The sequence below is a fragment of the Thermoactinomyces intermedius genome, assembly GCF_013912365.1.
GTDB lineage: Bacteria > Bacillota > Bacilli > Thermoactinomycetales > Thermoactinomycetaceae > Thermoactinomyces > Thermoactinomyces intermedius.
Map to the genome: position 1 here is coordinate 15029 of NZ_JACETT010000002.1, position 22588 is coordinate 37616.

Below are 22588 nucleotides of genomic sequence, written 5' to 3' on the forward strand. Positions count from 1 at the left end.
TTCCCCCTCATTCAAACCGCAATGATTGAAGAGCTTGCGGCCCGATCCCGTACCGGGCCAATGTTTTGACCGTGCTTTCGCCGGTTAATTGTTCTTCCTTCACCCCGAGCTGTAAAGCCACTTGGATCACATGTTCTTTGGACTTTCCCTCAATCTCCAGATACGGAGGAATACCCGGCCACTCGTCAATCTCCAGTCTCGCACCACCGAGCAAAAAACGGGTTCTCCGGTTTTCCTGATACCCCTTGGGACGATACCCCAATTTTCCGAGCAACCGGCCGGCCTCCTCGAAGCTGCTCACGGTGATCTCAATCTCTTCCGTTCCGCCGATCCCGTCATGGTGCACTTCTTTCACCGCCAGTGTGACTTCTTCGCCCGTATCGCGCAGGCGCATCCATTTACTGTGGTCTCCCGGAGTGATCTCATAAACATAACGCCGCATCAAAAATTCGCCGGCCTTTTCCCCGCCTGCTTTGAAGATTCGTTCCATCATTTCGGCCGGATCGATTTCCAGGACTTTGGCTTCAAATTCAATGGCCATTTGGACTTTCCCCCTTCCTTTTTATTATAAAAGCACGGCGGCTGGATGTTTCGAGAAAGTGTGAACACTCCTGTCTTTATCCGCCGGACTGTTGCATATTCTTTGTAACAGCCTGAACAAGGGAGAATGGATATGACGAAGTGGACAAAAAAAGAGTTCGTCGATGAAGATTTCAGCCATCAACGCTTTCCCGCCGTATCCATGGAAGAATGCCATTTTCTCCGCTGCCGTTTCAGACAAACGTTTTTGAAGGAAATCAGCACAACCCGTTGCGTCTTTGAAGAATGCCATTTTGCCCATGCGATCCTGAACGGCTCCACACATCGCGGATCAGCCTTTTTCAATTGCCAATTTGAACACGCCCGGTTGTTTGCTTCGGTTTTTGAAAACTGCAAAATGACCGGATCTTCCTTCGGCGAGGCTGATTTCACCGGTGCTTCCATCCAAGGCGGAGACTGGTCTTACACCTTGCTTAGAAACCAGCATTTCAAGCGATGCGACCTTTCCGGAATCCGGTTCAAAGAGGCCGACTTATACGGTACGGAGTTTGAACAATGCAATTTTAAAGAGGCGGATTTATCTTATGCGAACATCCAAGGGGCTTCTTTCAAAGGATCCGATTTGAGAGGCGCCATTTTGGAAGGATTGGATCTGAAAAGCTCCAACCTAAAAGGAACCCGCATCGACCTTGCCCAAGCCATTCAACTGGCCCGCTCGTTTGGTGCCATCGTGGAGTAAATTTCCCCAATTAAAAAATCAACCCGGTGACGGTTGGTTTGCCACCAGGTTGATGAAAAGGATCCGGGCTTCAGATGGTAAACAGCAGGTACAAAGCGGTGCCCCACATAATGAAAGCCGACACTTTGTTCAACATGTTGATCACGCCGGCGGATTGATGAAACCTTCCCACTTGCTTTCCCACCCATGCCAGGGAAAAGAACCAGATCCAGGATACGGCGACACAGGCAAGCGTAAAAGCAAACTTTTCGGCACCGGTATAGGAAAGGGAACTGGTGCCGATCACCCCGATTGTATCCATGATGGCATGCGGATTGAGCAATGAAACGGAAACGGCAAAAGCGATTTGCTTTTTGGGGGAAAGCGATGATTTTTGCGGCTGATCCGGATCCGGTCGACTTTTGAAAGTCACCCATCCCATATAGGTTAAAAAGAGGGTGCCCGCGAGGATCAGCATCACCTTGACCCAATATACGCCAAAAACCACAACCGATACTCCCAAAACAGCCAAAGAGATCAGGAGTGTGTCACAAACCGATGCAGTAATCACCACCGGCAAAGCCCGGAAAAACTTAGGTTGCGTGGCCCCCTGATTAAATACAAAAACATTTTGAACCCCGAGCGGCAAGATCAGCCCGAAAGACAAAATGATGCCATGAATTACGGCTTGAACCATTTTATACTGCTTTCCTTTCCGGATCACTTTCAGATTTCTGTTTCTTTAACAGAGTAATTTAATTCAGCAAACGCTAAAGAATCCCCTTCTTGAAATCTAAAATCATTTCGCAAAAAAGCATATCTCTTCAGCTGGATCACAAAATCCGTCTTCTGAATCTTATATTGATCTTTTTCTTTCAGTCCAACCGAAGCTGTCAAACCATTTGCCTTTTTTGTAGTTTTCAATGGCCCTTAAAATATACGGAATCGTGTTTACCGGCAATTGATCCAACGGGAAGAACCTTAAATCATCGCATTTATGAGGTTCTTGATTCTTTATTTCTCCTTCCCATTCTTTCACGGTTGCAAAGAAATCGATCCGCTCATCCCCGGCTTTACGATGCATGACACTGACGATTTCAATGTTCTCTTCTGTCAAATGTACTCCGGCTTCTTCCTTTGCTTCGCGAACGGCAGCTTGTTTAACGGTTTCTCCGCCATCCAAATGACCGGCGACAACAGAGTAATTCCCGTCTTCATAACCCGTATTGAAACGACGAAGCAACAAAATCTGATGATCCCTGATAAAAAAGAGATGAATGGTGACCGGTGCAGTAAATCGCCTGGTTGCCATCCCGGACAACTCCTTTCAGATCAAATCCCGAAATAATCATTATTTTACTAATTATCTTTCCATCTTTCTATTTAGTACCCCAATCATTTTTCCAAAAGAAAAAACGCCTCCTCAAAGAGAAGGCGTTTTTGGATTCAAGCTTCTTTCTTTCCGAAAAAGTGCTTCAGCGCATCATAGACTTGCCCTTTTTCCCGGATGACAAAGTGGGCAAAGCGCGGCACTTTCAAATGGCGATAGGCACTCATCAAGGTGGAATGCCGGTTATATTGGTTGACTTCCCCGTAGCCAAACATATTGGAACGTTTGAGAATTTCGCGCACCAATTGGACGCAGCGTTCATTGTCCGAACTTAAATTGTCTCCATCGGAAAAATGGAACGGGTAAATGTTATACCGGTCATGCGGATAGCGGGAATCAATGATTTCCAGAGCTTTCCGGTAGGCCGAGGAACAAATGGTTCCGCCGCTTTCTCCTTTGGTGAAAAATTGTTCTTCGCTCACTTCCTTGGCTTCCGTGTGATGAGCGATGAACACAATCTCGACATTTTCGTACTTGGTGCGAAGGAAACGGGTCATCCAGAAAAAGAAACTGCGGGCAATATATTTTTCAAAAACCCCCATCGATCCGCTGGTGTCCATCATGGCAATCACGACCGCATTGGAATGCGGCACGACGATGTCTTCCCATGTTTTAAAGCGGAGATCATCGACGGAAATTTGGGTTTTTTTGCTTCCTTTCAGTGCGTTTCGTTTAATGGCCGCCAGCAACGTGCGTTTTTTATCGATGTTTCCCATCAATCCTTTTTTGCGCACATCATTGAAGCGGATGTCATCCACCGACATATCCTGGCTTTCTTTGCTCTCCAGGTGCGGCAGTTCCAACTCGGAAAACAACATTCCTTCCAATTCTTCCACGGAGACTTCGGCTTCATAATAATCGTGCCCTGCTTGATCGCCGGCTCCCTGTCCTTTTCCCGGCCCCTGATTGCCGGAACCGGGTTCTTTCCCCAACACATCTCCCACCTTGCTGTCCCCATTTCCTTGTCCCACGTGCTTCCCTTTGTTGTAGTTAAAGCGGAAACGGTATTCTTCAATGGAGCGAACCGGGATTTTCACGATCTGTTTCCCGTCCGACATAATGATGCTTTCTTCACTGATTAAATCCGGCAGGTTTTTTCGGATCGCTTCTTTCACTTTTTCCTGGTGCCGCATTTGGTCCTGATATCCTTTGCGGTGAAGGGACCAGTCTTCCTCAGAGACAATAAACGGGGGGTGCGCCATGGGTTTCACCTCCCTGAAAATAAAGCCCTTTAGACTGTTGCGGCAAGGACTCTCTTTCCGACAGAAGAATCCTTGCCGCAATTTTTTGACCGTCAGCGGTTTAACAAACTGCCCACGTATCTTAAAAGCTCATTGGCACTGGCAGGCGTATATCCGTATTCGGTCACCAGCCGGTTAATCACTTCATTGATTTTTTTCAATTGGTTTTCATCCGGGTTTTTGGTGGATGTCGTGATTTTCACCACGTCCTTGAGATCGGCAAACAATTTTTTCTGGATCGCTTCACGCAGGCGGGGATGCTGTTTATAATCAAACTTTTTCCCTTTGCGCGCATAAGCCGAAATGCGAATCAAAATCTCTTCGCGGAACGCTTTTTTGGCATTTTCCGAGATGCCGATTTGCTCTTCAATGGAGCGCATCAACTTTTCATCCGGCTCCAGTTCTTCCCCGGTGATTGGATCGCGGATTTTGTTCCAGTTGCAATAAGCTTCCACATTATCCAGATAATTTTCCATCAGGGTTTCCGCCGACTCTTCATAAGAGTAGACAAACGCTTTTTGCACTTCTTTTTTGGCGATTTCGTCGTATTCTTTCCGGGCGATGGAAATGAAATGGAGGTATTTCTCGCGCTGCTCGGGAGTAATGGAAGGATGTTGGTCCAAACCGTCTTTGAGGGAACGAAGAATATCCAAAGCGTTGATAAAATTGGTTTCCGTCTTGATGAGTGCACTGGAGATCCGGTTGATGACATAGCGGGGATCGATGCCGGACATACCTTCATCGAGGTGTTCATTGCGCAATTCATCCACGTCGATGTCTTTGGATCCTTCGACCACTTCCCCGTCATACAGGCGCATTTTCGTCAAAAGATCCACTTTTTTCGATTCTTTCAACCGGGTCAGAATGGAAAAGATCGCTGCGGCTCTGAGCGAGTGGGGAGCAATATGGATGTGGGCCAGGTCACTTTGTCCAATTAATTTTTTATAAATTCTTTCTTCTTCCGTCACGCTTAAATTATACGGAATGGGCATCACGATGATCCGTGATTGCAACGCTTCATTTTTCTTATTGGCAATAAACGCTTTGTACTCGGCTTCATTGGTGTGGGCGACAATCACTTCATCCGCGGAGATCAATGCAAAACGACCGGCTTTGAAATTGCCTTCCTGGGTCAGTGATAACAAGTTCCACAGAAACTTCTCATCACACTTGAGCATTTCCTGGAACTCCATCAACCCGCGGTTGGCTTTGTTCAGCTCGCCGTCAAACCGGTAAGCGCGCGGATCGGACTCCGAACCGTATTCAGTGATGGTGGAAAAGTCAATGCTTCCCGTCAAATCGGCGATATCTTGTGATTTGGGGTCCGACGGGCTGAACGTTCCAATTCCGACCCGTTCATCCTCGGACAGGATGATCCGTTTCACGGGAACGTCTTCAATCCGTCCGTTGAATTCTTCCTTCAGCCGGAACCGGCAAGACGGGCAAAGTTTCCCTTCGATCTTCACGCCAAACTCTTGTTCAAATTCGGGCCTCAACTCCTCGGGAATCAAGTTGAGCGGTTGTTCATGCATCGGGCATCCTTTGATCGCGTAAACGGCCCCTTCGTCGGTCATGGAGTACTTCTCCAACCCTTTTTTCAACAGCGTCACAATGGTGGACTTTCCTCCACTGACCGGTCCCATCAACAGTAGGACCCGTTTTCTGACATCCAAGCGCCGGGCGGCGGAGTGAAAATACTCTTCGACCAAGCGGGTGATGGCCTGATCCAGCCCGAACAGCTCTTTGGTGAAGAAATGGTATTTTTTATTTCCTTGTGAATCGGTTGAAACACCGTCTTTTATAATCATATCGTAAACTCGGGAATGAGCGGTTTGAGCCACGCGGGGATTTTTCTTCACGATGTCCAGATAGTCAATGAAGGTTCCTTCCCATTCCAAGCTCTTCTCGCGGTTGCGATACTCCTCAAGGCGTCTGAGGAAATGATCCATGGAAAGCCTCCTCTCTAAACTTTCAAACCAAACCGTTGACTTTTCAAATCCCTGGTGACTAACAATCTGAAAAAGGAAAAGAGACTAAGGCATGATTTTCTATCATATATATGCGCTATTTAGAAAGTTGTTACTTCTATTTTATCAGAATTTAAAGGAAAAAGATAGAAAAACCTCAGGAAAAATCTGAGGTTTTTCAAAAATCTTCAGCGGATGGATGGCTCAAAATCTCTTTTTTCAAATACGCCCGTTTGCTGTTGGATCGATTCCAACAAGCTTTGAAGATCCCCGGCATCATCAACCGGATACGTCGGTTTGCCCCGGTTGATTTGGTATTCGGATTTTAAATAGAATGTTTTCATCCCCGTGGTGGAAGCCACCATGTCTTCCTGCATATCGTTGCCGATCATGACACATTCTTCCGGCCGGACTCCGATCCGCGCGGCAACTTCCAGATAATATTCCGGATTGGGTTTGCAATAGTGGGCCTCTTCATACACGGTCACCCATTGAAAGGGAAGATCATCGATTCCGGCCCATTTCAACCGCTCCATGATCGCGGCCTTCGGGAATACCGGATTGGTTGCCACCACGACTTTATACCCTTGATCCACCGCGGCTTGTACCACTTTCCGGGACAAAGGACTCACCTTTGTATATTTGGAAAGTTTCGGGAAATCTTGTTCATAAAATTGATTGAATAAAGGCCAGATGATTTCCCGGTCCAGCCCGGAACGTTTGAGAAACTCCCGTTCAAAAATTTGTTCGTTGGTCCTTGTCCCGTCCCCGCTTTTCATCATGGCTTCTGTCGCTTCCCAAATGGTTTGGATCAGCTGATCGGGTGCGATCAGATGCTTCACCTTTCCCGCCAGTTCTTTCAAGTAAATGCGCACGAAAGACTCCGTGTCAAGCGGCAGAAGCGTGCCGTCCAAATCAAACAAACATGCTTTGATCATAAGGTGTCCCTCTTTCTGTGTGAATCTCCGTCAGACCAGGTTCTTAAAACCGATTTGCCTCAATCCTTCATACAAAACGATGGCAACGGAGTTCGATAAATTTAACGAACGGGAGACTGGCCGCATGGGAATCCGGATCATGGTATCCTTGTGCGCCTCCCAAATTTCAGGTGCCAATCCTTTGGTTTCTTTGCCGAAAACAAAAAAATCATTTTCCCGGTAAACCGGTTCGGTATAATGTTTTTTCGCAAAGGTTTCCACACAAAAAAAGCGCCCGTCCGGGTACTTTTCCTTCAATTCGTCAAAGGAATCATGATATTCGATATCCAGTTCATGCCAATAATCGAGACCGGCCCGTTTTAATTTGCTGTCATCGATCTCAAACCCCAACGGACGAACCAAATGCAATTTCGCCCCGGTCACCGAACAAGTGCGGGCAATGTTTCCTGTATTTTGCGGAATTTCCGGTTCAACCAGCACGATATGAAACGGCACAGTTTCATCCCTTCCATCTGTCCAAACTTCCTGTCTATTTTACCCGAAAAAGAAAATCCGCTTCAACTTATCCTATTCAATGTGGAAAAACACATAACGGGTCTGTGGTGTCCAGGCGGGGGAATCACGATACTCCCAACGGCGATGCAGGCTGTTTTGGGTATGCGCATTGACCAGCGGCTGTCCGTCTGCATCAAACGCCGTTACAATCGTATTGTGATTGAAACGCCCGTCTCCTTCCCAATCATAACAAATCACATCCCCCAATAAAAGCTCCCCGGCCGAGCCGACCATCCGGCATCTGCCCGTGGAACCCCCTTTTTTCAAAAACTGATACAAACTGTGGGCCACCGCCCAGCTGAAACTCCATTGGTGGTTCCCGTGATCTCTCCGGTACCACCATCCTTGGTTCCTGCTCCCGAAAACCATGGGCATTCCACCTGCATACAGGCACTGGGAAACAAAGTTGGTACAATCATCGTCAAAAAGCAGATATGCAGGATGATGGCCGTTCCAGTAGCGATTGGCATAAGCTACAGCCCGTTGCCGGTTGTAAACCATGCTCGTCATCCACAACGCTCCTTCATCGGTTTTACAAACATCCTATGAAGCCGGCAACGGGATCATTCCCTATTTAAAGCGGCCCACCCAAACCTCCCCCACTTTGATACTGTAAATGGTTTCTTTCTTTCCTTCGCACAAGTGAAGCTCGGTCTGCTGATAAACTTTGCCCAAAATTTTTTTGATCTCTTGGGAAGCGAGGGCGCTTTTTTTTAAATCACTTTTTGTAAACACATCGCTTTCGATATGGAGATTCCAATCCAGTTGCTCCAATCGCGCCTTCAACCGGGGAAAACAATTGCCGGGAAAAGGTTTCGGATCCGGATCGGGGTCAAACATCCCCCACGGCGGACGGGATTCACCCGTCGAGACGACAATTTGCGACTCCGTCATGTAGGGAAGGAAAAGCCACAGCTGCAATTCACAATCTTTCCGGGCTTGCTGCAGTTTTTGCTGCCAGTATTCACTGACGTCCAGCAATGCTTCCAAAAATAATTGTTGATACCACAAAGGGAGCTTTCTTCTCTTTAATGCATGCAACGGGGGAACGCGCTCGTTTTCTTCCAATTCCCGAAGGTGTAATGCCATCGCCGCTTGTTTCCAATGCTCGATTTTCCGGATTTGTCTTTTCCAGCCCCGGATCTTTTTCTTTTTTTTCCTGTGTTGTAAAATCATATGAATTCCCCCATTCAAAAAGAAAAACGGATGTTTCCATCCGCAGGATCCGTGTTTTTTTTGTTTATGGTTTTAACCAACCTTCCAGCGTCAGCAGGTATTCTTTAATATGGAGGCCGCCTCCGTATCCGACCAGCGAACCGTTTGAACCGATGACCCGGTGACAAGGGATGACGATGGACAACGGATTTTTATTGTTGGCACCGCCCACCGCCCGGACTGCTTTCGGCGACCCGATGGCGGACGCGATCTCTTTGTAAGTCCGGACTTCGCCGTAGGGAATGGTGGAAAGCTGCCGCCAAACCCTTTTTTGAAACGGGGTTCCGTACAAATCAAACGGGATCTCAAAGGTCTTCCGGGTTCCCTGAAAATATTCATCGATTTCGTCCATATACGGGAGCAATGCCTGCTCGTTCTTCTCCAGCGTGTAATGGCGAAACCAATGATTCAACCAGATCTCGGCTCCCAAAACGGGATCGTTTTGTTTGCAAAAGTCCAAGTAAATGAGTCCCCGCTGATTCGCCAACAGGGTGATCAAACCGACCGGACTTTCCATATGACTCCAAACCAAATGTTGCGTCCCTGAGGCCATGAAATAAACCTCCCATCCGGGATTTCGTCACTTGACAAAAAACATCTTCAGATTATAGACGAATCGATTTGCAAAATGTTGCAAGAAAATAAATTCATATGCAAAGGGATGCTGCCGTCATCAAAAAGGAATACCCACCATCGCATCTTCCGGATGATTGAAACCGGAGATCCTTAAAAGTCTGTTTCGTATACATTATTCTCTCGTGTTTAGAATGAATTCTCTTTATCTGCAAAAACTCCTCTTTCAAGAAACAACCGGGGCCCGGCAAAGAATTCCAGGCCTTTGTCAATTTCCCGCAAAACTTCCGGATCGGTTTCTTTTTCTTTGGCTCCAAGTAATGCTTCTTTCGCTTCCTCTCCCCCGATTTTGCCCAACGCCCATGCTGCCGTTCCCCTGATCACCGGTCGCGGGTCTTCCCGAAGCAACCGGATAAGATCGGGAACGGCGGAACGATCCCTGAAGTGGGCCAAAGCCAAAATCGCATTTCGTTGGATCGGTTTTTTCCCCCGCCATGAACCGGCCATCGATCCGTACGTTTCCTTAAACTCCAGGTTGCTGATGGAAAGCAGCGGCTTCAAAAGCGGCTTCACTTTTTCCGGATCCGGGCGGAATTCCTGTTGATGGTCAAAATCGATCTTCCGGTTTTTCGGGCAGACGATTTGGCAGGTATCGCACCCGTAAAGACGGTTTCCGATTTTCCCCCTGTATTCATCCGGCAAAAAACCTTTCGTCTGGGTGAGATAAGCAATGCAGGATTGGGCATTCAGTTGCCCCGGTTGCACCAGCGCCCCGGTCGGGCAGGCATCGAGGCAAAGCGTGCAATCGCCGCATCCATCCGTCACCGGTTCATCCGGTGGGAGGTACACATCGGTGATCATTTCCCCCAAGTAAACCCAGGAACCAAATTCTTCCGTGATGATCGCGGTGTTTTTTCCGCTCCAGCCGATGCCTGCTCTTTCTGCCACGGCCCGGTCCGACAACGCGCCGGTATCCACCATGATCATGGTCCGCGCTTCGGGCACCCATTCTTTGAATGCCGCTTCCAATTGGCGGAGCCGTTCTTTTAACACATCATGGTAGTCCTGCCCCCAGGAAGCCCGGCAAAAGTACCCCCGATAAGCCCCTTCTTCCGAACGCGGGGCATTTTTTAGCCGGGAGGGATAACTCAGGGCAATGGCAATGATTGTTTTTGCTTGAGGAAGAGAGCGACCGGGATCCACCCGTTTTTCGATGTCCGGCTCTTCAAAACCGGATGCATATCCTTTTTCCCGGCTCTCCTTCAGTCTCTCCTTGAGCTCTGTAAACGGATCGGCGCTGGCAAACCCGATTTTGTCGATTCCGATTTCCTTTGCTTTTTCCTTCAACCGTTGCTTCAATTCCTCTGCATTCACCTTTCTCACCCCCTTTTTAACCTGTTATTATATCACTGTTATCTATCCATTTGATCCATCAGTTTATTCCATCACTTGGGTACAGCCGCACGGGCCAGTTCATCGCAGCGATTGTTCCACGTCACATTGCTGTGCCCTTTGACTTTGACAAACTCCACGTCATGCTTTTCCATCAGCGCAAGCAATTTTTTCCACAGATCTTGATTTTCCACCGGTTTTTTCCCGGATGTCATCCAACCGTTTTTTGCCCATTTCTCATACCATTTTTGTTGTATGCAGTTGACAATGTATGCACTGTCTGAATGCACTTTGACACGGCAAGGTTCTTTCAGCCGGGATAACGCCTCAATGACGGCGGTCAGCTCCATCCGGTTATTGGTGGTCACTTCCTCGCCACCGGAAATTTCCTTATGGTGTTCTTTATACATCAATACGGCCGCCCATCCCCCCGGGCCGGGATTGTGGGAACAGGCCCCATCGGTATAGACAATCACTTCTTTCAACGCCCATTCTCTCCTTTGACCGCCAGCGTCCGCATCCGGTTGACGGCCGCTGCAATTTCGTATTTGCGGGGAAGTGCCAAATCTCCGGGATGCCCGCGAAACGGGGAAATCCAGTCCAATCCTTTTTCCTTGATTTCCGATTCGATTTCCTCCAGCAATTGCCGCAATGATTTCCTGCCATCCGCGCGCTTTCCGAGCAAACGCAAAATTTGGGCGATGGCGCGGGTTTGGCTGGGATCGACCAACTGTTCCAAGCAGGTCAGATCAATCGTGCCGGAACCCAAAAGAATGCTTTTCAATCCTTTGGCTTCCGCCTTTTCTTTCCGACCCTTTCTTGCATCGAAACTTTTGGCAACCGGATTGCGGTGGGAAATCTCCCCGAAGGACTCGCCGCCTTCCAGTGCTCTTCCCGATTGATGGACACCGGCAATCTCTTTGGCCTGACGGGTCACATCATACGGCAGGTAATGATCCATCATGATCACATAATCCGCCACATCGAAATAATCCCCGGATCCGCCCAGGACCAAAATGGTGGACACCCCGTTTTCTTCATAAAGCTGGCGCACTTTGTCAATGAACGGGGTGATCGGTTCTTTTCCTTTGGCCACCAGGGACTGCATCCGTGCATCCCGGATCATAAAGTTGGTGGCACTGGTATCTTCATCCACCAACAGGCAGGTGCTTCCCATTTCCAGGCTTTCCATGATGTTGGCCGCTTGGGAAGTGCTTCCGCTGGCATCTTCAGTGGAGAATTGATCCGTGTCTTTGCCCAGAGGCAGCCGGCTGATAAACGGGGAAATGTTCACCTTTTCCACCCGGCGTCCGTCTTCGGCCCGAATCTTGACGGCATCTTCCACGGTGATCACATATTCCCTTCCGTCTCCGGCAACATGGTTGTACACCCCGCGCTCAATGGCCTTGAGCAAGGTGCTTTTTCCGTGATATCCCCCTCCCACGATGAGGGTGATGCCTTCGGGAATCGCCATGCCGGAAATCGGCTCGCCGTGCGGCACCGGTATCACCGCTTGCAATGACTCCGGTGAGCGGAACGGAACCACTTGTCCGCTTTTTAAGGGGCGGTTGCTGATCCCGCTTTCACGCGGCAAAACCGCTCCATCCGCCACAAACGCAACCCACCCGTTTTCTTTCAGCGCTTTGCGGATCGCCTGCTGGTTGTCTGTCAGTTTCATCCGGTCTTCAATCTGTTTTTTGTCCGTCTCTGACAGCTTCATTTCACGGACAATCCGGGGCAGGAAATCAAGCAGCATTTGTTCCGCCTGCCTGCCTAAAACCGTTCGTCCCCGGGCCGGCAATCCGATATGTATCCGGGCTTCCATATATTCCGGTTCCACCACCACGGCCGTTCTCTCCAAAATTTCCTGTCCCGGCCGATCCATGGTCATCAATCCGCTTTTGCCCGTTCCGGAAGCTTTAAACGAATACTTGTCCAACTCACGCGACCATTTCCGGGCCAACCAGTCTTCCAATGCCACTTTTCTCTCCCGTGTTTGAATCCAGGACAGATCGACGGGAACCTCTTTCCGCTCCAATCGCACCCGCACTCGGGACGGAGTGGCAAAAGGATCTCCCTGAACATAATCGATAAATAATTGAAAATCCGGAAATTGATACGTTCCTTGCAAGTCTTTGTAGGCTTTGTACCCTTTTCCGTCAATGCGTTTTAAAATTTGGCACAACTGTTTCATTGCGGTTCACCATCCTCATGCTCGTCCTGTCTTGAAACGTTATTTAACAGTTTTTTGTATACATCCCGGATCTGCTTGAAATCTTCCCAAGACTCCCTTTTGGCACTCGGGTTCCGGAGCAGATAGGCCGGATGATAGGTTGGCATGAAAAGCACCCCTTTGCGCCGGACCCATTTCCCCCTGACGCGGGTGATCCGGGCAGACGGGTCAATCAGAGCCCGGGTGGGTGCTGCACCTAACGTAACAATTATTTTTGGACGAATCAATACAAATTGTTGCCGTAAAATGGAAATACATGTATTCATTTCTTCATCCCGGGGCGTCCGGTTTCCCGGGGGACGACATTTGACAATATTCGTGATAAATATTTCTTGACGGGGAATTTCTGCCGCTTCTAAAATTTTATTCAACAGTTGTCCCGCTTTGCCGACGAAAGGGCGGCCTTGGCGATCCTCATCGGCACCCGGTCCTTCACCGACAATCATCAAAAGCGAACGGGGATTTCCTTCTCCCATCACTACTTGGGTTCTCCTTTGGTGTAAAGGACACATGGTGCACTGCTCATATCTTTTCGCCAATGTCTCAAGGTCCATTCTCTTCTCTCCCTTTTCTTCCGGTTTCTCCTCTGTCAAGAAATATGTTATACTCTTAGGAATTCCATTTCAAAAGCTTTAACAAAAACTCAACCTCCTGTTGATCTTTCTGCTTTATTCTGGGAATAGCAAAGGAGTTGAAAATCATTGGAACGATTACCTTATCCTTTTTTTGTCTCAGATATTGACGGCACCCTGCTTGACGATAAAAGACAAATTTCCAAAGCCAATAAAAATGCCATCACTTCCTTCCAGAAATCAGGGGGCGTTTTCACCCTCGCCACCGGAAGAACATACTTGGAAGCCAAACGGTTTATTGAAGAATTGGAGATTCAGGTCCCTGTCATTTTGTGCAACGGCGCCGCCATGTACGATCCGGTTTCCAACAAACAAATCCCGGTCAAAACCTTTGAGCGCCAAATGATTCTCCAACTGTTGGAAGAATGGAAGAAAACCATTCCGCCCCAAGTGGACATTTTTGTCTACGGGTTGGACCGGGTTTACGGGACCAAAATCGGGTATGTGACCCAAGCCAGCATCGACGAAGGATTTGAACCGGAAATCATCTCTTCTTTTGACAAATTGCCGGACATTCCATATTTAAAATTGGTGGCGATCGCCGAAAAAGAAGAGATGAAGTCCATGCTTGACTGGTCCAAACAACGGGCGGATGCATTCCCGCTGGATTGCATTTTGTCTTCGGATGAATACTTTGAAATCCTGCCTTCCGGAATCTCAAAAGGAAATGCCGTGTTGCGACTGTTGGAAAGCATTCACCTCCAAGCCGGTCAAGCCGCCGCCATCGGAGATCACTTGAATGACTTGTCCATGCTGGAAATCGTCGGTTTGCCGGCCGCTGTGGCCAACGCCCATCCGCTCGTGTTGCAACAAGCCGCGGTCCATGTGCCGCCGCATCACCAGGACGGGGTGCAACATTTCATCCAACACCATTTGCTTCCCAACAAAGCCAAAGCATCGTTATAGAAAAGAGAGACGACAGGCTGACACGGAAATCCTGTCGTCTCTCTTTTGGTTTCAATTCTTTAACGCGAAAACGGTTTGTTCCCAAACGGGACAATCCAATATTCATCCAGAAAAGCTTGCATTTTGCCAACCTCCTGAGGGGTGACGGCCACGGCGATATAGCCGTCCGGCCTGACAAGAAAAACCGAGTTTTTCTGAATGCCCGACCGGCCCACGTCCGGCGTCCATTTCACTTCATGCAAAGCCAATGCGTTCTTTTCTGCAAACTTTCGCAGGGACGGGGTGGTTTCGCCATAAAGATGAAGTTGCCAATCCACTGATTGCAATGGCTTAAAATTGTCCCCGCCGTCGGTTTGCACCCATGGCAAACGGTCGCCACCATGGATGGTTCCGATTTTTCCGGCGCTGAGCAAACTGCCCCGATAATGGATTTGTGTTTGGGACATGGTTTTAAAAAGCTTTTCTCTGACCCCCGGAAATTTTACCAGTTTGGGCAGGATATGCGGGATGATCACTTCTTTGTAAATGGCGGAAGCCAGGCCTTTTCCTTCGATCACCTGAACCAATCCCTTAAAGAGACGGTCCGTGGTGGCGACCAAGGTTTTGGCAAAGCTCAACCGCTCCTCTTCATACGAATCCAAAATCCGTTCGGCCGCTTTCTTTTGCAAAACCGCGGCAATCTTCCATCCCAGGTTCATCGCATCCCCGATGCCGGTGTTCATGCCTTGTCCCCCTGCCGGACTGTGAATATGCCCCGCATCCCCGGCCAAAAAAACCCGGCCGACGCGAAACTTTTCACTGACACGGTGATGGACTTTGTAAGAAGAGTACCAGTTGACTTCTTCAATTTTTACCGGCACCATTTTCTCAATATACGGAATCAGGGGATCCAATGCAGAAGGAATGCCCCGGCTTAAAATTTCTTTCGGGATCAGCCCGATGAACCGGGCATGTTCCGTATCGCGGAGCGTGAGTGCCAGGCAAAACTCTTTGTCTGAAAATGCAGGGCCCATTCCCGGCAAAGGATGTTTGGTTTTGACATCTGCCACAAAAAAGACTTGCTCGTAAGTTCCGCCCGGAAAGCCGAGTCCCAACGCTTTTCGCACCGTGCTGTGCGCTCCGTCACACCCGCACACATAATCATAAGACTGCTCCTCTTCGCCCCCTTGTCTTTGGATGGTGACATGAACCCGGCCATCCGTTTCCTTTAAATCCAACAGCCCGGTTTCCCATTCGACCATGACGCCTTTGGCTTGCAAATATTCGATTAATATGGCTTCATGCTCATCTTGAGCGAGGCTTAAGAGATAAGGATAAGGACTGATGTGTTCCGCCAGTTTCTCGCCCAATTCCACCCGGGATACCCGTTTGGCATCTTTAAAAATTTGTAACGCGGTCGCCTTGATGCCGGCTTCGATCAACCGGTCCGCCAGACCGAACTGGCTGTATAATTCCAAAGTTCTGGCATGAACCGCCATGGCTCTGGAAAGCGTGCCCGGCCCCCGGTTTTTATCAATGATCCGAAAAGGAATCCCTTGTTTTTGAAGCGCAACGGCCAGTGCCAAGCCGGTGGGGCCGGCACCGACAATGAGGACTTGGGGTTTCATTCCTTTCCCTTCTTTCCGCTTAAGATCGACCAATCCGCTTGTCACGACGCTTTTTACTTCCTGTATAATAAACAACAGGTTGTTCATTTTCATTATAATTTTGGGATTTTATCCGTAACAATAATCAAAACGGCGGAACCTGTCGCTTATGGAACACTTTTTGACTCCGTGTCGTCCAAAAAGCAAAGGAGGAACCCGATGCGAAAAAATCAAGCGGATCTGCGTGTCGTCCGGACGCGGAAAATGATTAAAGAGGCATTTGTGGAATTGATGGAGGAAAAAGGCTTCGACGCCATCACCGTGAAAGACATCGCCACGAGAGCCGGCATCAACCGGGGGACCTTTTATGCACACTATCAGGATAAATTTGATCTCATGGACAAATACCAGGAAGAAATCCTGACGGAGATCACAGAGATTGCCAAGCGCAATCTGCCGAATACCCTTTCCGAAATCAATGCTTCATCCCCCACTTTAAAACCGGTGAGCACAGTTGTTTCCATTTTGGAATATATTGATCAAAATCACCGGTTTATGAAAACGTTGTTGGGCCCCAAAGGAGACTTGGCGTTTCAAAACCGATTGAAAAAATTCATGTGGAATGCACTCATCAAAAACAATCCAAACTCTGTCTTAAAAGAAGAAAATTTGCTGGTTCCGGGACATTACCTGGTGTCTTATATTGCTTCCGCCCATATCGGAGTGGTTCAACAATGGTTAAACAGCGGCAGGAAAGAATCCCCGGAGGAAATGGCGCGCATCTTATCCACCATCACTGTGAACGGGCCTTTTTTTGCCGCCGGTTTAAAAAAAGCTTGACCTTCCGGAACCTTCCTTTTCCAAGCAAATAAAAAGCGCAGGTCCTCTCCTCAAGACCTGCGCACATACCATGAATCCGTCCAGATATCGTTGGTCGGGACGACAGGATTCGAACCTGCGACCCCCTGGTCCCAAACCAGGTGCTCTACCAAGCTGAGCCACGTCCCGCTGACTGGTCGGGATGACAGGATTCGAACCTGCGACCCCCTGGTCCCAAACCAGGTGCTCTGCCAAGCTGAGCCACATCCCGATAATTCGGTTATTTTATGAACTTAATTTTCAAACGACGAGGTCCATTTTAACATGCCATCCTTTCCAATGTCAATCCAATTCTTTCTGTCCGGATGCCGGAACGGTTGCCTTCAAAATGCAAAAAGACGTTCACGGAAGCATCCGTGTGAACGTCTCAAAAAAATCCTTTCTCTTATGATTTGGAATCATCTTTGTACCATTTGCTTTCCGTGGTGGGATCATTGATAATCCCAAGCGCCACCAGAATGGCGATAATCAGATCCACAATCGTGTTCCCCTCAGGGAGCCCCAAGTCAAAACCGGCATACCGTAGCCCTCCGGCAACAAATGCCAACAATGATAACCAGAAACCATAGTTGCGAAACCGAGTCAACCAATCCATCCCGATTCGCCCCCATTCCCTGAATGTAAGCCGGCTGAAAAGCCAGCTTCAGCATCATCATATGCAGGGAAAAGAAAAACATTTTCTGATCAATACCCATTCGGTAAAAAAAGACGTCCGTCCAAGATCCACCGGAATCCCTCCGCGGGCGCCAACTAACTTCAGCCCGGATCATCAAACAAAAAAACGGCTTCCTGATGCAGGAAACCGTTTCGCTTTGGTGCCGAAGGTGGGAGTCGAACCCACACTCCATAAAGGAACACGATTTTGAGTCGTGCGCGTCTGCCAATTCCGCCACTTCGGCATGATGGGTGATGGATTGAAAAATTTCAATCTCGCTTGGAACGATTTTTATTATATACACTTTATTCTCGAATGTCAAATAAAATTTTTAGAGAATCCCGGACACCAACCGAAGATCCACAAACCGCGAAAAACCCGGATAAACAGCGGGTTTCGGCCCACCCTTCCGGTTCGTCCCCAACCGGCTCCGGCTATTTACGCAATATTAAAAATATATTTTTTGGGCAGTGTCACCTCATGCCGTTCCGTCACCGGGCAGACGCTTTATTCAGCTTTTCCGCAAGGTGGTGCAAAGCTTCATCATCGCCATATTCGACCGGATAGACTTGGCGATCGTTGTTGTAGTAAGTGGCGACTCTTGACTGATCGTAATATGGATATTGCTTCCACAACCAGTTCATGTTTTCGATAATATCGCGTTTATGCCCTGCGCACCAAACGCCGGCATGATACAAACCGACCTTTTGCTCATAAAATTGTTCCCGATTCAGTTCCCCGCTAATCCTCTTGACGTAAAAATCAACAGACCGCGGCGGAAATCCCAACGCAAGACCCAACATGCGATGAAACGCTTCGCTGTCGCGGGAAAGGTTTTTGACTTCTTTGGCAAAACCGTCATGCGCCGGCTCATCCCGGAAGAAAATGTCATAGCCGGGATGAACCGAATAGCGCGGGAACTTTTCGAGTTTTTTCAATAGATCGGGCGACACTCGGGACAAGCATTCATAGCACGACGGCTTGATCCCCGCAAGAAAACTTTCAGCCGGCATCCATCCATGAACGATCCCCCCCGGTTAGTTTGGCTTTCTGCAGACGGTACCATCGTTACGATGCATTTCATAGTCGAAACCATTTAAAATGCAGCGCTTGTCGAGACGGCGTTGTCTCACATGAGCAGGCACCCGAAAGGCCTGCTCATGTTTTTCTGGTCCAGATTAACAATCAACGACCAACAAGGTATGCGGATGTTGAGACCGATATTCCTCTTTCCACCCAAGATTGATCTTCTCCCATGTCTTTCCGACGTCGACAGACCGGAAAAGCCCCAAATTGTTCAACGCGTAAAAAACGCCGGATTCCGACGGGTCGTTTGCCAATGCAGAAATCAGCATTCCTTCCGGTCCTGGCAAGCCGTCAACCGCTTCCAGCCAACGATCCCCTTCTTTTCGATAAATTGTGGAAGAAGCCTGTTCCATTCTGGCGTGGTGACCGTGATTCGGATGGATGGAGGCAGAGACAAGCACCCAATCCGGTTTTTTGGCATCGACCGCCATACCATATAAATAAGGATGTTTCAGGTCTTGGCCCAAAGGAATCCAAGATTGGCCCCCGTCACGGCTTTCCATGTAGCCGCAACCTTCCCGGAACAATCCGTCGCCGCATGCCGCATACAAACGATCCGGTTGCCCTGGATGCATCAACAGGGTATGGGCGTCCAGCGGGCCTTGAAATTTTTTGTCTTCCCAGGTTTTTCCCCCGTCCAGACTCCGCAGCACGGCGCCAAACTCGATCGAAACATAAATCCGCTCCGATTGCTCCGGATCCGGCGTGATCCAGCGGACATGATGCGTGTGCGGCCGGGGAGGGAAACTCCAAGTCCGATGCGATGGCACGAATTTCATCTCTTTATGTTCCCGCCAGGTTTTGCCTCCGTCTTCCGATGAAAATAGCGCACTCGGTTCGGTTCCGACATACACCATTCCGTAACCATTTTCTTTTTGATGAGGACTCACCGCCACGGCTGTGATTTTTTCATAAAGGATTCCTTTTTCTTTTAACGGCTCAAAATAATCACATCCATCCCCGACCGGGTACCATGAGTCGCCAAAATCGTCCGAACACCACAAGCCGCGGCCGAACGTCCCGCAGTACAACCTCTCCGGCCGGAACGGATCTTGGGCAATGCAAGTGGGTTGCATCCCTTTGAGACGCGAAGTTGTCCCGGCACTTTCCCCGTCATCCAGGTCTGCCACCAATAATTCCCGTTCCATCCCCAGCAAAAGTCGCTTCATTCACCGATCCCTCCACACACTTTGTTTTATGGATCAAACCTGATGGATCCGTATTTTCTTTTCCCGGTCATATAAAAAATAAAAGCTTGCCAACCCGTCAAAAACCATTGTCAGCAAGCTTTTCCACAAGGTACCACCTTCTGATTCAAAGGTTTTCAAAGCATCTATGAAACAAACGTAAGCCCCCTTACTGATTTATTCGCAAACCGGTTGAAATTTCAGTTCCTCTTTTTCCAAATTTATTTCATTCGCTCAATATGCGCCTGAAGCTTTTCTTTCGGCCAGATCACCTGGATAAACTCGGACTCTCCCACCAGCGCCTGGTCATGTTCGGCAATCACATCGCACACCACTTTTTGCGGAGTCCATTCTTTGACTGTGGCCACAAACGTGACGGTTTTCCCGACCGGGGCCGGCGAGCGGTGGCGGACATTGATGGAGGCTCCGATTCCTTCTTCCCCTTCTTCCAAAAACGGCTCGATAACTTTTCTTCCGACCCATTCCATATAATAAACCATGGACACGGTGGACAAGACCGGATGAATCATTTTGCCGTCAAACGAAGCAACCATCTCCTCCGTCACCGTCACGGTCATTTTTTCCTGGTATCCCCGGTGAAGACCCGGTTTCATCAAACAACCCCCTTCAACATGGAACCCGGTTCCTGCCAAGATCCATCTTTTTTTTTGCTTCTTCCCCGTCCCGTCCTTTATGTCAACGCGCCGGATCCGGTATTTCCCCTTGTTCCCGGTTTGCCAGTCCGTCCAGAAACAAATCCATAAACCGGTCGGCGATCTCCTCCGGCGGCAATTCGCCTTCGGGACGGTACCACTGATAAAGCCAATTTCCCACGGACAGGAGGAGTAACCGGACAAATTTTTCATCCACCTGCCGGAAGGCCCCCTCCTGAATCCCTTGGGACACAAGCCGGGCCCACATTTTCTCATACCGGTCCCGTTTTTCCTGAATTTCACAAAACCTTTCCTCGGACAATCCCTTCCACTCATGAAAATAAACGGTTGCCGCTTCCAGGTTGGCTTCCACCACCTTGATATGGGCAATGACCGCTTGTCTTAACTTTTCCACTGCCGGTGCATCGTTCTCGACAATGGGCCGAAGGGAATTCAAAAAAGCTTCAGCGCCTCTGTTCGTAATCTCATATAACAAATCTTCTTTCGTGCGGATATGCGCATACAAACTCCCGGATAAAATCCCGCATGCTTCCGAAATATCCCGGATCGTTGTCCCGTGATATCCTTTCCGGCTGAAAAGACGGCAAGCCGTGCTCAAAATTTGTTCCTTGCGTTCCTGCTTTGTCATGTTTCATCTCTCCTGCGAAACAAGCGCTTGTTCGCTTTCATAATAATAGAAATTTCAGATATTTGTCAAGAATCTATTTATTTTAGAGAATGTTATCCTCCTCTTAGCCTCCGGCCGGTTTCCCGATCATGCGCCGGCTTTCCCCGTCACCAAAAATGGATCTTTCCTGAAAAAGGATTTTGTCCATTTTTATCTAAGTTTTAGATAAAATGATATCCCATATTTTTGAAGCGGGAAAGAAGGGGGCACATTCGTGTTATTTAAAAAGAGATCTCATCCTGCAAGCGAAGATGCCTTTATGTCCTTTCATTTCTGGTTAACCCTGGAGGAGATCGAGCAGTTGGAAGCCATTGCACGCGACCACCAAACCGATCCGGCGGCCGTGGTGCAAAAAATTGTCAAAAAAACATTGGAACATTGGCGCCAGTTGGAAACCGAAGAGGAAGAAGAGACCGTGGAAAAATAGCGAAAAAAAACGGAAGAAAGGAACCCCTTTCCTCCGTCTTGCATTCAACCGGTTTAGTAAATGAGGTCAATGAAGTCATCTTTGGAGACGGCTCCGAAATAGTGCTTGATGTCCAGGCCGTCCAAAGATTTTTCAATTTCATCCCGTTCATACCGGATTCCCGTCAGACGGTCTTCAATGTCTTTCACATCGCCGATTCCAAAGAAATCGCCATAGATCTTGCAGGACCGGATGATTCCTTTTTGCACATTCAAACGCACGTCAATGCTTCCAACCGGAAAACGGCGGCTGTGCTTGACATTAAATGCCGGCGACTCGCCGAAATTCCATTCCCATTTTTGATAGCGCGACTCGGAGATTTCCCGGATTTTTTCCCAGTCTTTTTCGGACAATACATACTCGGGAACCGGTTTTTGCCCCTGAAAGATATGTTCCAACAACAATTGGCGAAACTCCAAAATGGTCATGGGCTCTTTCAAAAAGTCAACAATATTGCCCACCCGGCTGCGGATCGATTTGATGCCTTTGGATTCGATCTTTTCCTTTTTCACTTGCAATGCCTTGGTGACATGATCGAGATTGACATCGAACATCAGCGTTCCGTGGCTGAACATCCGCCCGTTGGTTGAAAACTGGGCATTTCCCGAGATTTTCTTCCCGTTTGCCAAAATATCATTCCGCCCGCTTAATTCTGCATCAATCCCCAGCGATTTGAGCGCCTCGATCACCGGCTCCGTAAACTTCCGGAAATTGGCAAAGCTTTTCCCGTCATCTTTCGTGATAAAACTGAAATTCAGATTGCCCAGATCGTGGTATACGGCACCTCCCCCGGACAAGCGGCGGACCACATGGATTCCGTTTTCCCTGACATAATCGACATGAATTTCCTCCACCGTATTTTGGTGTTTTCCGATAATGATGGAAGGTTCATTGATATAAAAAAGCAAATAGGTTTCATCAATATCCAAATGTTTCAGCGCATATTCCTCGATCGCCAGGTTCATGCGCGGATCGGTTATGTTTTGGTTATCTATGAATAACATGGTTGATTCCTCCTGTTTTCGCCCGGACATCCTGAGACGGATCCAGGCTCCTCTGTTTCCATTGACCATTGTACCCGTTTCCCG

At 48.6% G+C, this 22588-nt stretch carries 25 protein-coding genes and 3 tRNA genes; 4 read left to right on the forward strand and 24 right to left on the reverse strand.

Features of this window, described 5'->3' with window-relative positions; genetic code table 11:
• Positions 1–7 precede the first annotated feature (7 nt).
• A complete protein-coding gene (locus tag H1R82_RS00125) occupies positions 8–541 on the reverse strand; it encodes a class IV adenylate cyclase (protein WP_181732710.1) in 534 nt (177 codons plus the stop codon).
• Between the two features lie 132 nt (positions 542–673).
• Here H1R82_RS00125 and H1R82_RS00130 point away from each other — a divergent pair, with 132 nt between their 5' ends.
• Positions 674–1279, forward strand: coding sequence for a pentapeptide repeat-containing protein (locus H1R82_RS00130; RefSeq protein WP_181732709.1), 606 nt, complete (start codon positions 674–676; stop codon positions 1277–1279).
• A gap of 70 nt (positions 1280–1349) precedes the next feature.
• Here H1R82_RS00130 and H1R82_RS00135 read toward each other — a convergent pair whose 3' ends face one another.
• The 13 genes from H1R82_RS00135 to H1R82_RS00195 form a co-directional block, all read right to left on the reverse strand.
• Positions 1350–1955, reverse strand: coding sequence for a LysE/ArgO family amino acid transporter (locus H1R82_RS00135; RefSeq protein WP_181732708.1), 606 nt, complete (start codon positions 1953–1955; stop codon positions 1350–1352).
• Between the two features lie 159 nt (positions 1956–2114).
• Entirely contained in the window at positions 2115–2570 is a 456-nt protein-coding gene (locus H1R82_RS00140) for an NUDIX hydrolase (protein WP_181732707.1), read from the reverse strand.
• Between the two features lie 134 nt (positions 2571–2704).
• Positions 2705–3850 (reverse strand): sporulation protein YhbH, encoded by a 1146-nt coding sequence (gene yhbH / locus H1R82_RS00145; RefSeq protein WP_181732706.1) that lies wholly within the window; start codon positions 3848–3850, stop codon positions 2705–2707.
• Positions 3851–3942: 92 nt separating this feature from the next.
• Positions 3943–5838 carry a PrkA family serine protein kinase gene (gene prkA, locus H1R82_RS00150; RefSeq protein ID WP_181732705.1) on the reverse strand — a complete coding sequence of 632 codons (1896 nt, stop codon included), beginning with the start codon at positions 5836–5838 and terminating at the stop codon, positions 3943–3945.
• Between the two features lie 206 nt (positions 5839–6044).
• Positions 6045–6794, reverse strand: coding sequence for an HAD family hydrolase (locus H1R82_RS00155; protein WP_181732704.1), 750 nt, complete (start codon positions 6792–6794; stop codon positions 6045–6047).
• Between the two features lie 30 nt (positions 6795–6824).
• Entirely contained in the window at positions 6825–7289 is a 465-nt protein-coding gene (locus H1R82_RS00160) for a tRNA (cytidine(34)-2'-O)-methyltransferase (protein ID WP_181732703.1), read from the reverse strand.
• A 72-nt stretch (positions 7290–7361) separates the two neighbouring features.
• Entirely contained in the window at positions 7362–7859 is a 498-nt protein-coding gene (locus H1R82_RS00165) for an amidase domain-containing protein (RefSeq protein WP_181732702.1), read from the reverse strand.
• A 60-nt stretch (positions 7860–7919) separates the two neighbouring features.
• Complete coding sequence (locus H1R82_RS00170) at positions 7920–8525, reverse strand: hypothetical protein (protein ID WP_181732701.1); 606 nt, start codon at positions 8523–8525, stop codon at positions 7920–7922.
• A gap of 64 nt (positions 8526–8589) precedes the next feature.
• Positions 8590–9117 carry a methylated-DNA--[protein]-cysteine S-methyltransferase gene (locus H1R82_RS00175; protein ID WP_181732700.1) on the reverse strand — a complete coding sequence of 176 codons (528 nt, stop codon included), beginning with the start codon at positions 9115–9117 and terminating at the stop codon, positions 8590–8592.
• Positions 9118–9326: 209 nt separating this feature from the next.
• A complete protein-coding gene (gene queG / locus H1R82_RS00180) occupies positions 9327–10511 on the reverse strand; it encodes a tRNA epoxyqueuosine(34) reductase QueG (protein WP_181732699.1) in 1185 nt (394 codons plus the stop codon).
• 71 nt (positions 10512–10582) lie between these two features.
• Positions 10583–11014: a ribonuclease HI gene (gene rnhA, locus H1R82_RS00185; RefSeq protein ID WP_181732698.1), complete on the reverse strand. Its 432-nt coding sequence runs from the start codon at positions 11012–11014 to the stop codon at positions 10583–10585.
• Positions 11011–12723, reverse strand: a complete 1713-nt coding sequence (locus tag H1R82_RS00190) for an ABC-ATPase domain-containing protein (protein ID WP_181732697.1) — start codon at positions 12721–12723, stop codon at positions 11011–11013. Before H1R82_RS00190 ends, rnhA begins: the two co-directional genes overlap by 4 nt.
• The gene (locus tag H1R82_RS00195; RefSeq protein WP_181732696.1) at positions 12720–13316 is read right to left on the reverse strand and encodes a uracil-DNA glycosylase; all 597 of its coding nucleotides are present in this window, start codon (positions 13314–13316) and stop codon (positions 12720–12722) included. Before H1R82_RS00195 ends, H1R82_RS00190 begins: the two co-directional genes overlap by 4 nt.
• Before the next feature lie 147 nt (positions 13317–13463).
• Between H1R82_RS00195 and H1R82_RS00200 the strand changes: the two genes are divergently transcribed.
• Positions 13464–14300 carry an HAD family hydrolase gene (locus H1R82_RS00200; protein ID WP_181732695.1) on the forward strand — a complete coding sequence of 279 codons (837 nt, stop codon included), beginning with the start codon at positions 13464–13466 and terminating at the stop codon, positions 14298–14300.
• 59 nt (positions 14301–14359) lie between these two features.
• Here H1R82_RS00200 and H1R82_RS00205 read toward each other — a convergent pair whose 3' ends face one another.
• Positions 14360–15907: an FAD-dependent monooxygenase gene (locus H1R82_RS00205; protein WP_181732694.1), complete on the reverse strand. Its 1548-nt coding sequence runs from the start codon at positions 15905–15907 to the stop codon at positions 14360–14362.
• A 198-nt stretch (positions 15908–16105) separates the two neighbouring features.
• On the opposite strand from H1R82_RS00205, the gene H1R82_RS00210 reads away from it, so the two are divergent.
• A complete protein-coding gene (locus H1R82_RS00210; RefSeq protein ID WP_181732693.1) occupies positions 16106–16726 on the forward strand; it encodes a TetR/AcrR family transcriptional regulator in 621 nt (206 codons plus the stop codon).
• Positions 16727–16817: 91 nt separating this feature from the next.
• Here the strand turns inward: H1R82_RS00210 and H1R82_RS00215 are convergent.
• The 8 genes from H1R82_RS00215 to H1R82_RS00250 form a co-directional block, all read right to left on the reverse strand.
• Positions 16818–16894: transfer RNA gene (locus tag H1R82_RS00215), tRNA-Pro, on the reverse strand.
• 5 nt (positions 16895–16899) lie between these two features.
• Positions 16900–16976 (reverse strand) — tRNA-Pro (locus H1R82_RS00220).
• A 174-nt stretch (positions 16977–17150) separates the two neighbouring features.
• Positions 17151–17360 carry a phage holin gene (locus H1R82_RS00225; protein ID WP_181732692.1) on the reverse strand — a complete coding sequence of 70 codons (210 nt, stop codon included), beginning with the start codon at positions 17358–17360 and terminating at the stop codon, positions 17151–17153.
• A gap of 218 nt (positions 17361–17578) precedes the next feature.
• Positions 17579–17664: transfer RNA gene (locus tag H1R82_RS00230), tRNA-Leu, on the reverse strand.
• 247 nt (positions 17665–17911) lie between these two features.
• The gene (locus tag H1R82_RS00235; RefSeq protein ID WP_181732691.1) at positions 17912–18358 is read right to left on the reverse strand and encodes a hypothetical protein; all 447 of its coding nucleotides are present in this window, start codon (positions 18356–18358) and stop codon (positions 17912–17914) included.
• Positions 18359–18598: 240 nt separating this feature from the next.
• Positions 18599–19675 (reverse strand): WD40/YVTN/BNR-like repeat-containing protein, encoded by a 1077-nt coding sequence (locus H1R82_RS00240; RefSeq protein WP_181732690.1) that lies wholly within the window; start codon positions 19673–19675, stop codon positions 18599–18601.
• Between the two features lie 239 nt (positions 19676–19914).
• Complete coding sequence (locus tag H1R82_RS00245; protein WP_181732689.1) at positions 19915–20307, reverse strand: thioesterase family protein; 393 nt, start codon at positions 20305–20307, stop codon at positions 19915–19917.
• 82 nt (positions 20308–20389) lie between these two features.
• Positions 20390–20995, reverse strand: coding sequence for a TetR/AcrR family transcriptional regulator (locus H1R82_RS00250; protein ID WP_181732688.1), 606 nt, complete (start codon positions 20993–20995; stop codon positions 20390–20392).
• Between the two features lie 253 nt (positions 20996–21248).
• Between H1R82_RS00250 and H1R82_RS00255 the strand changes: the two genes are divergently transcribed.
• Entirely contained in the window at positions 21249–21461 is a 213-nt protein-coding gene (locus H1R82_RS00255) for a hypothetical protein (RefSeq protein WP_181732687.1), read from the forward strand.
• Positions 21462–21514: 53 nt separating this feature from the next.
• Here the strand turns inward: H1R82_RS00255 and lplA are convergent, their stop codons facing one another.
• Positions 21515–22504, reverse strand: coding sequence for a lipoate--protein ligase (gene lplA / locus H1R82_RS00260; protein WP_181732686.1), 990 nt, complete (start codon positions 22502–22504; stop codon positions 21515–21517).
• Positions 22505–22588 lie beyond the last annotated feature (84 nt).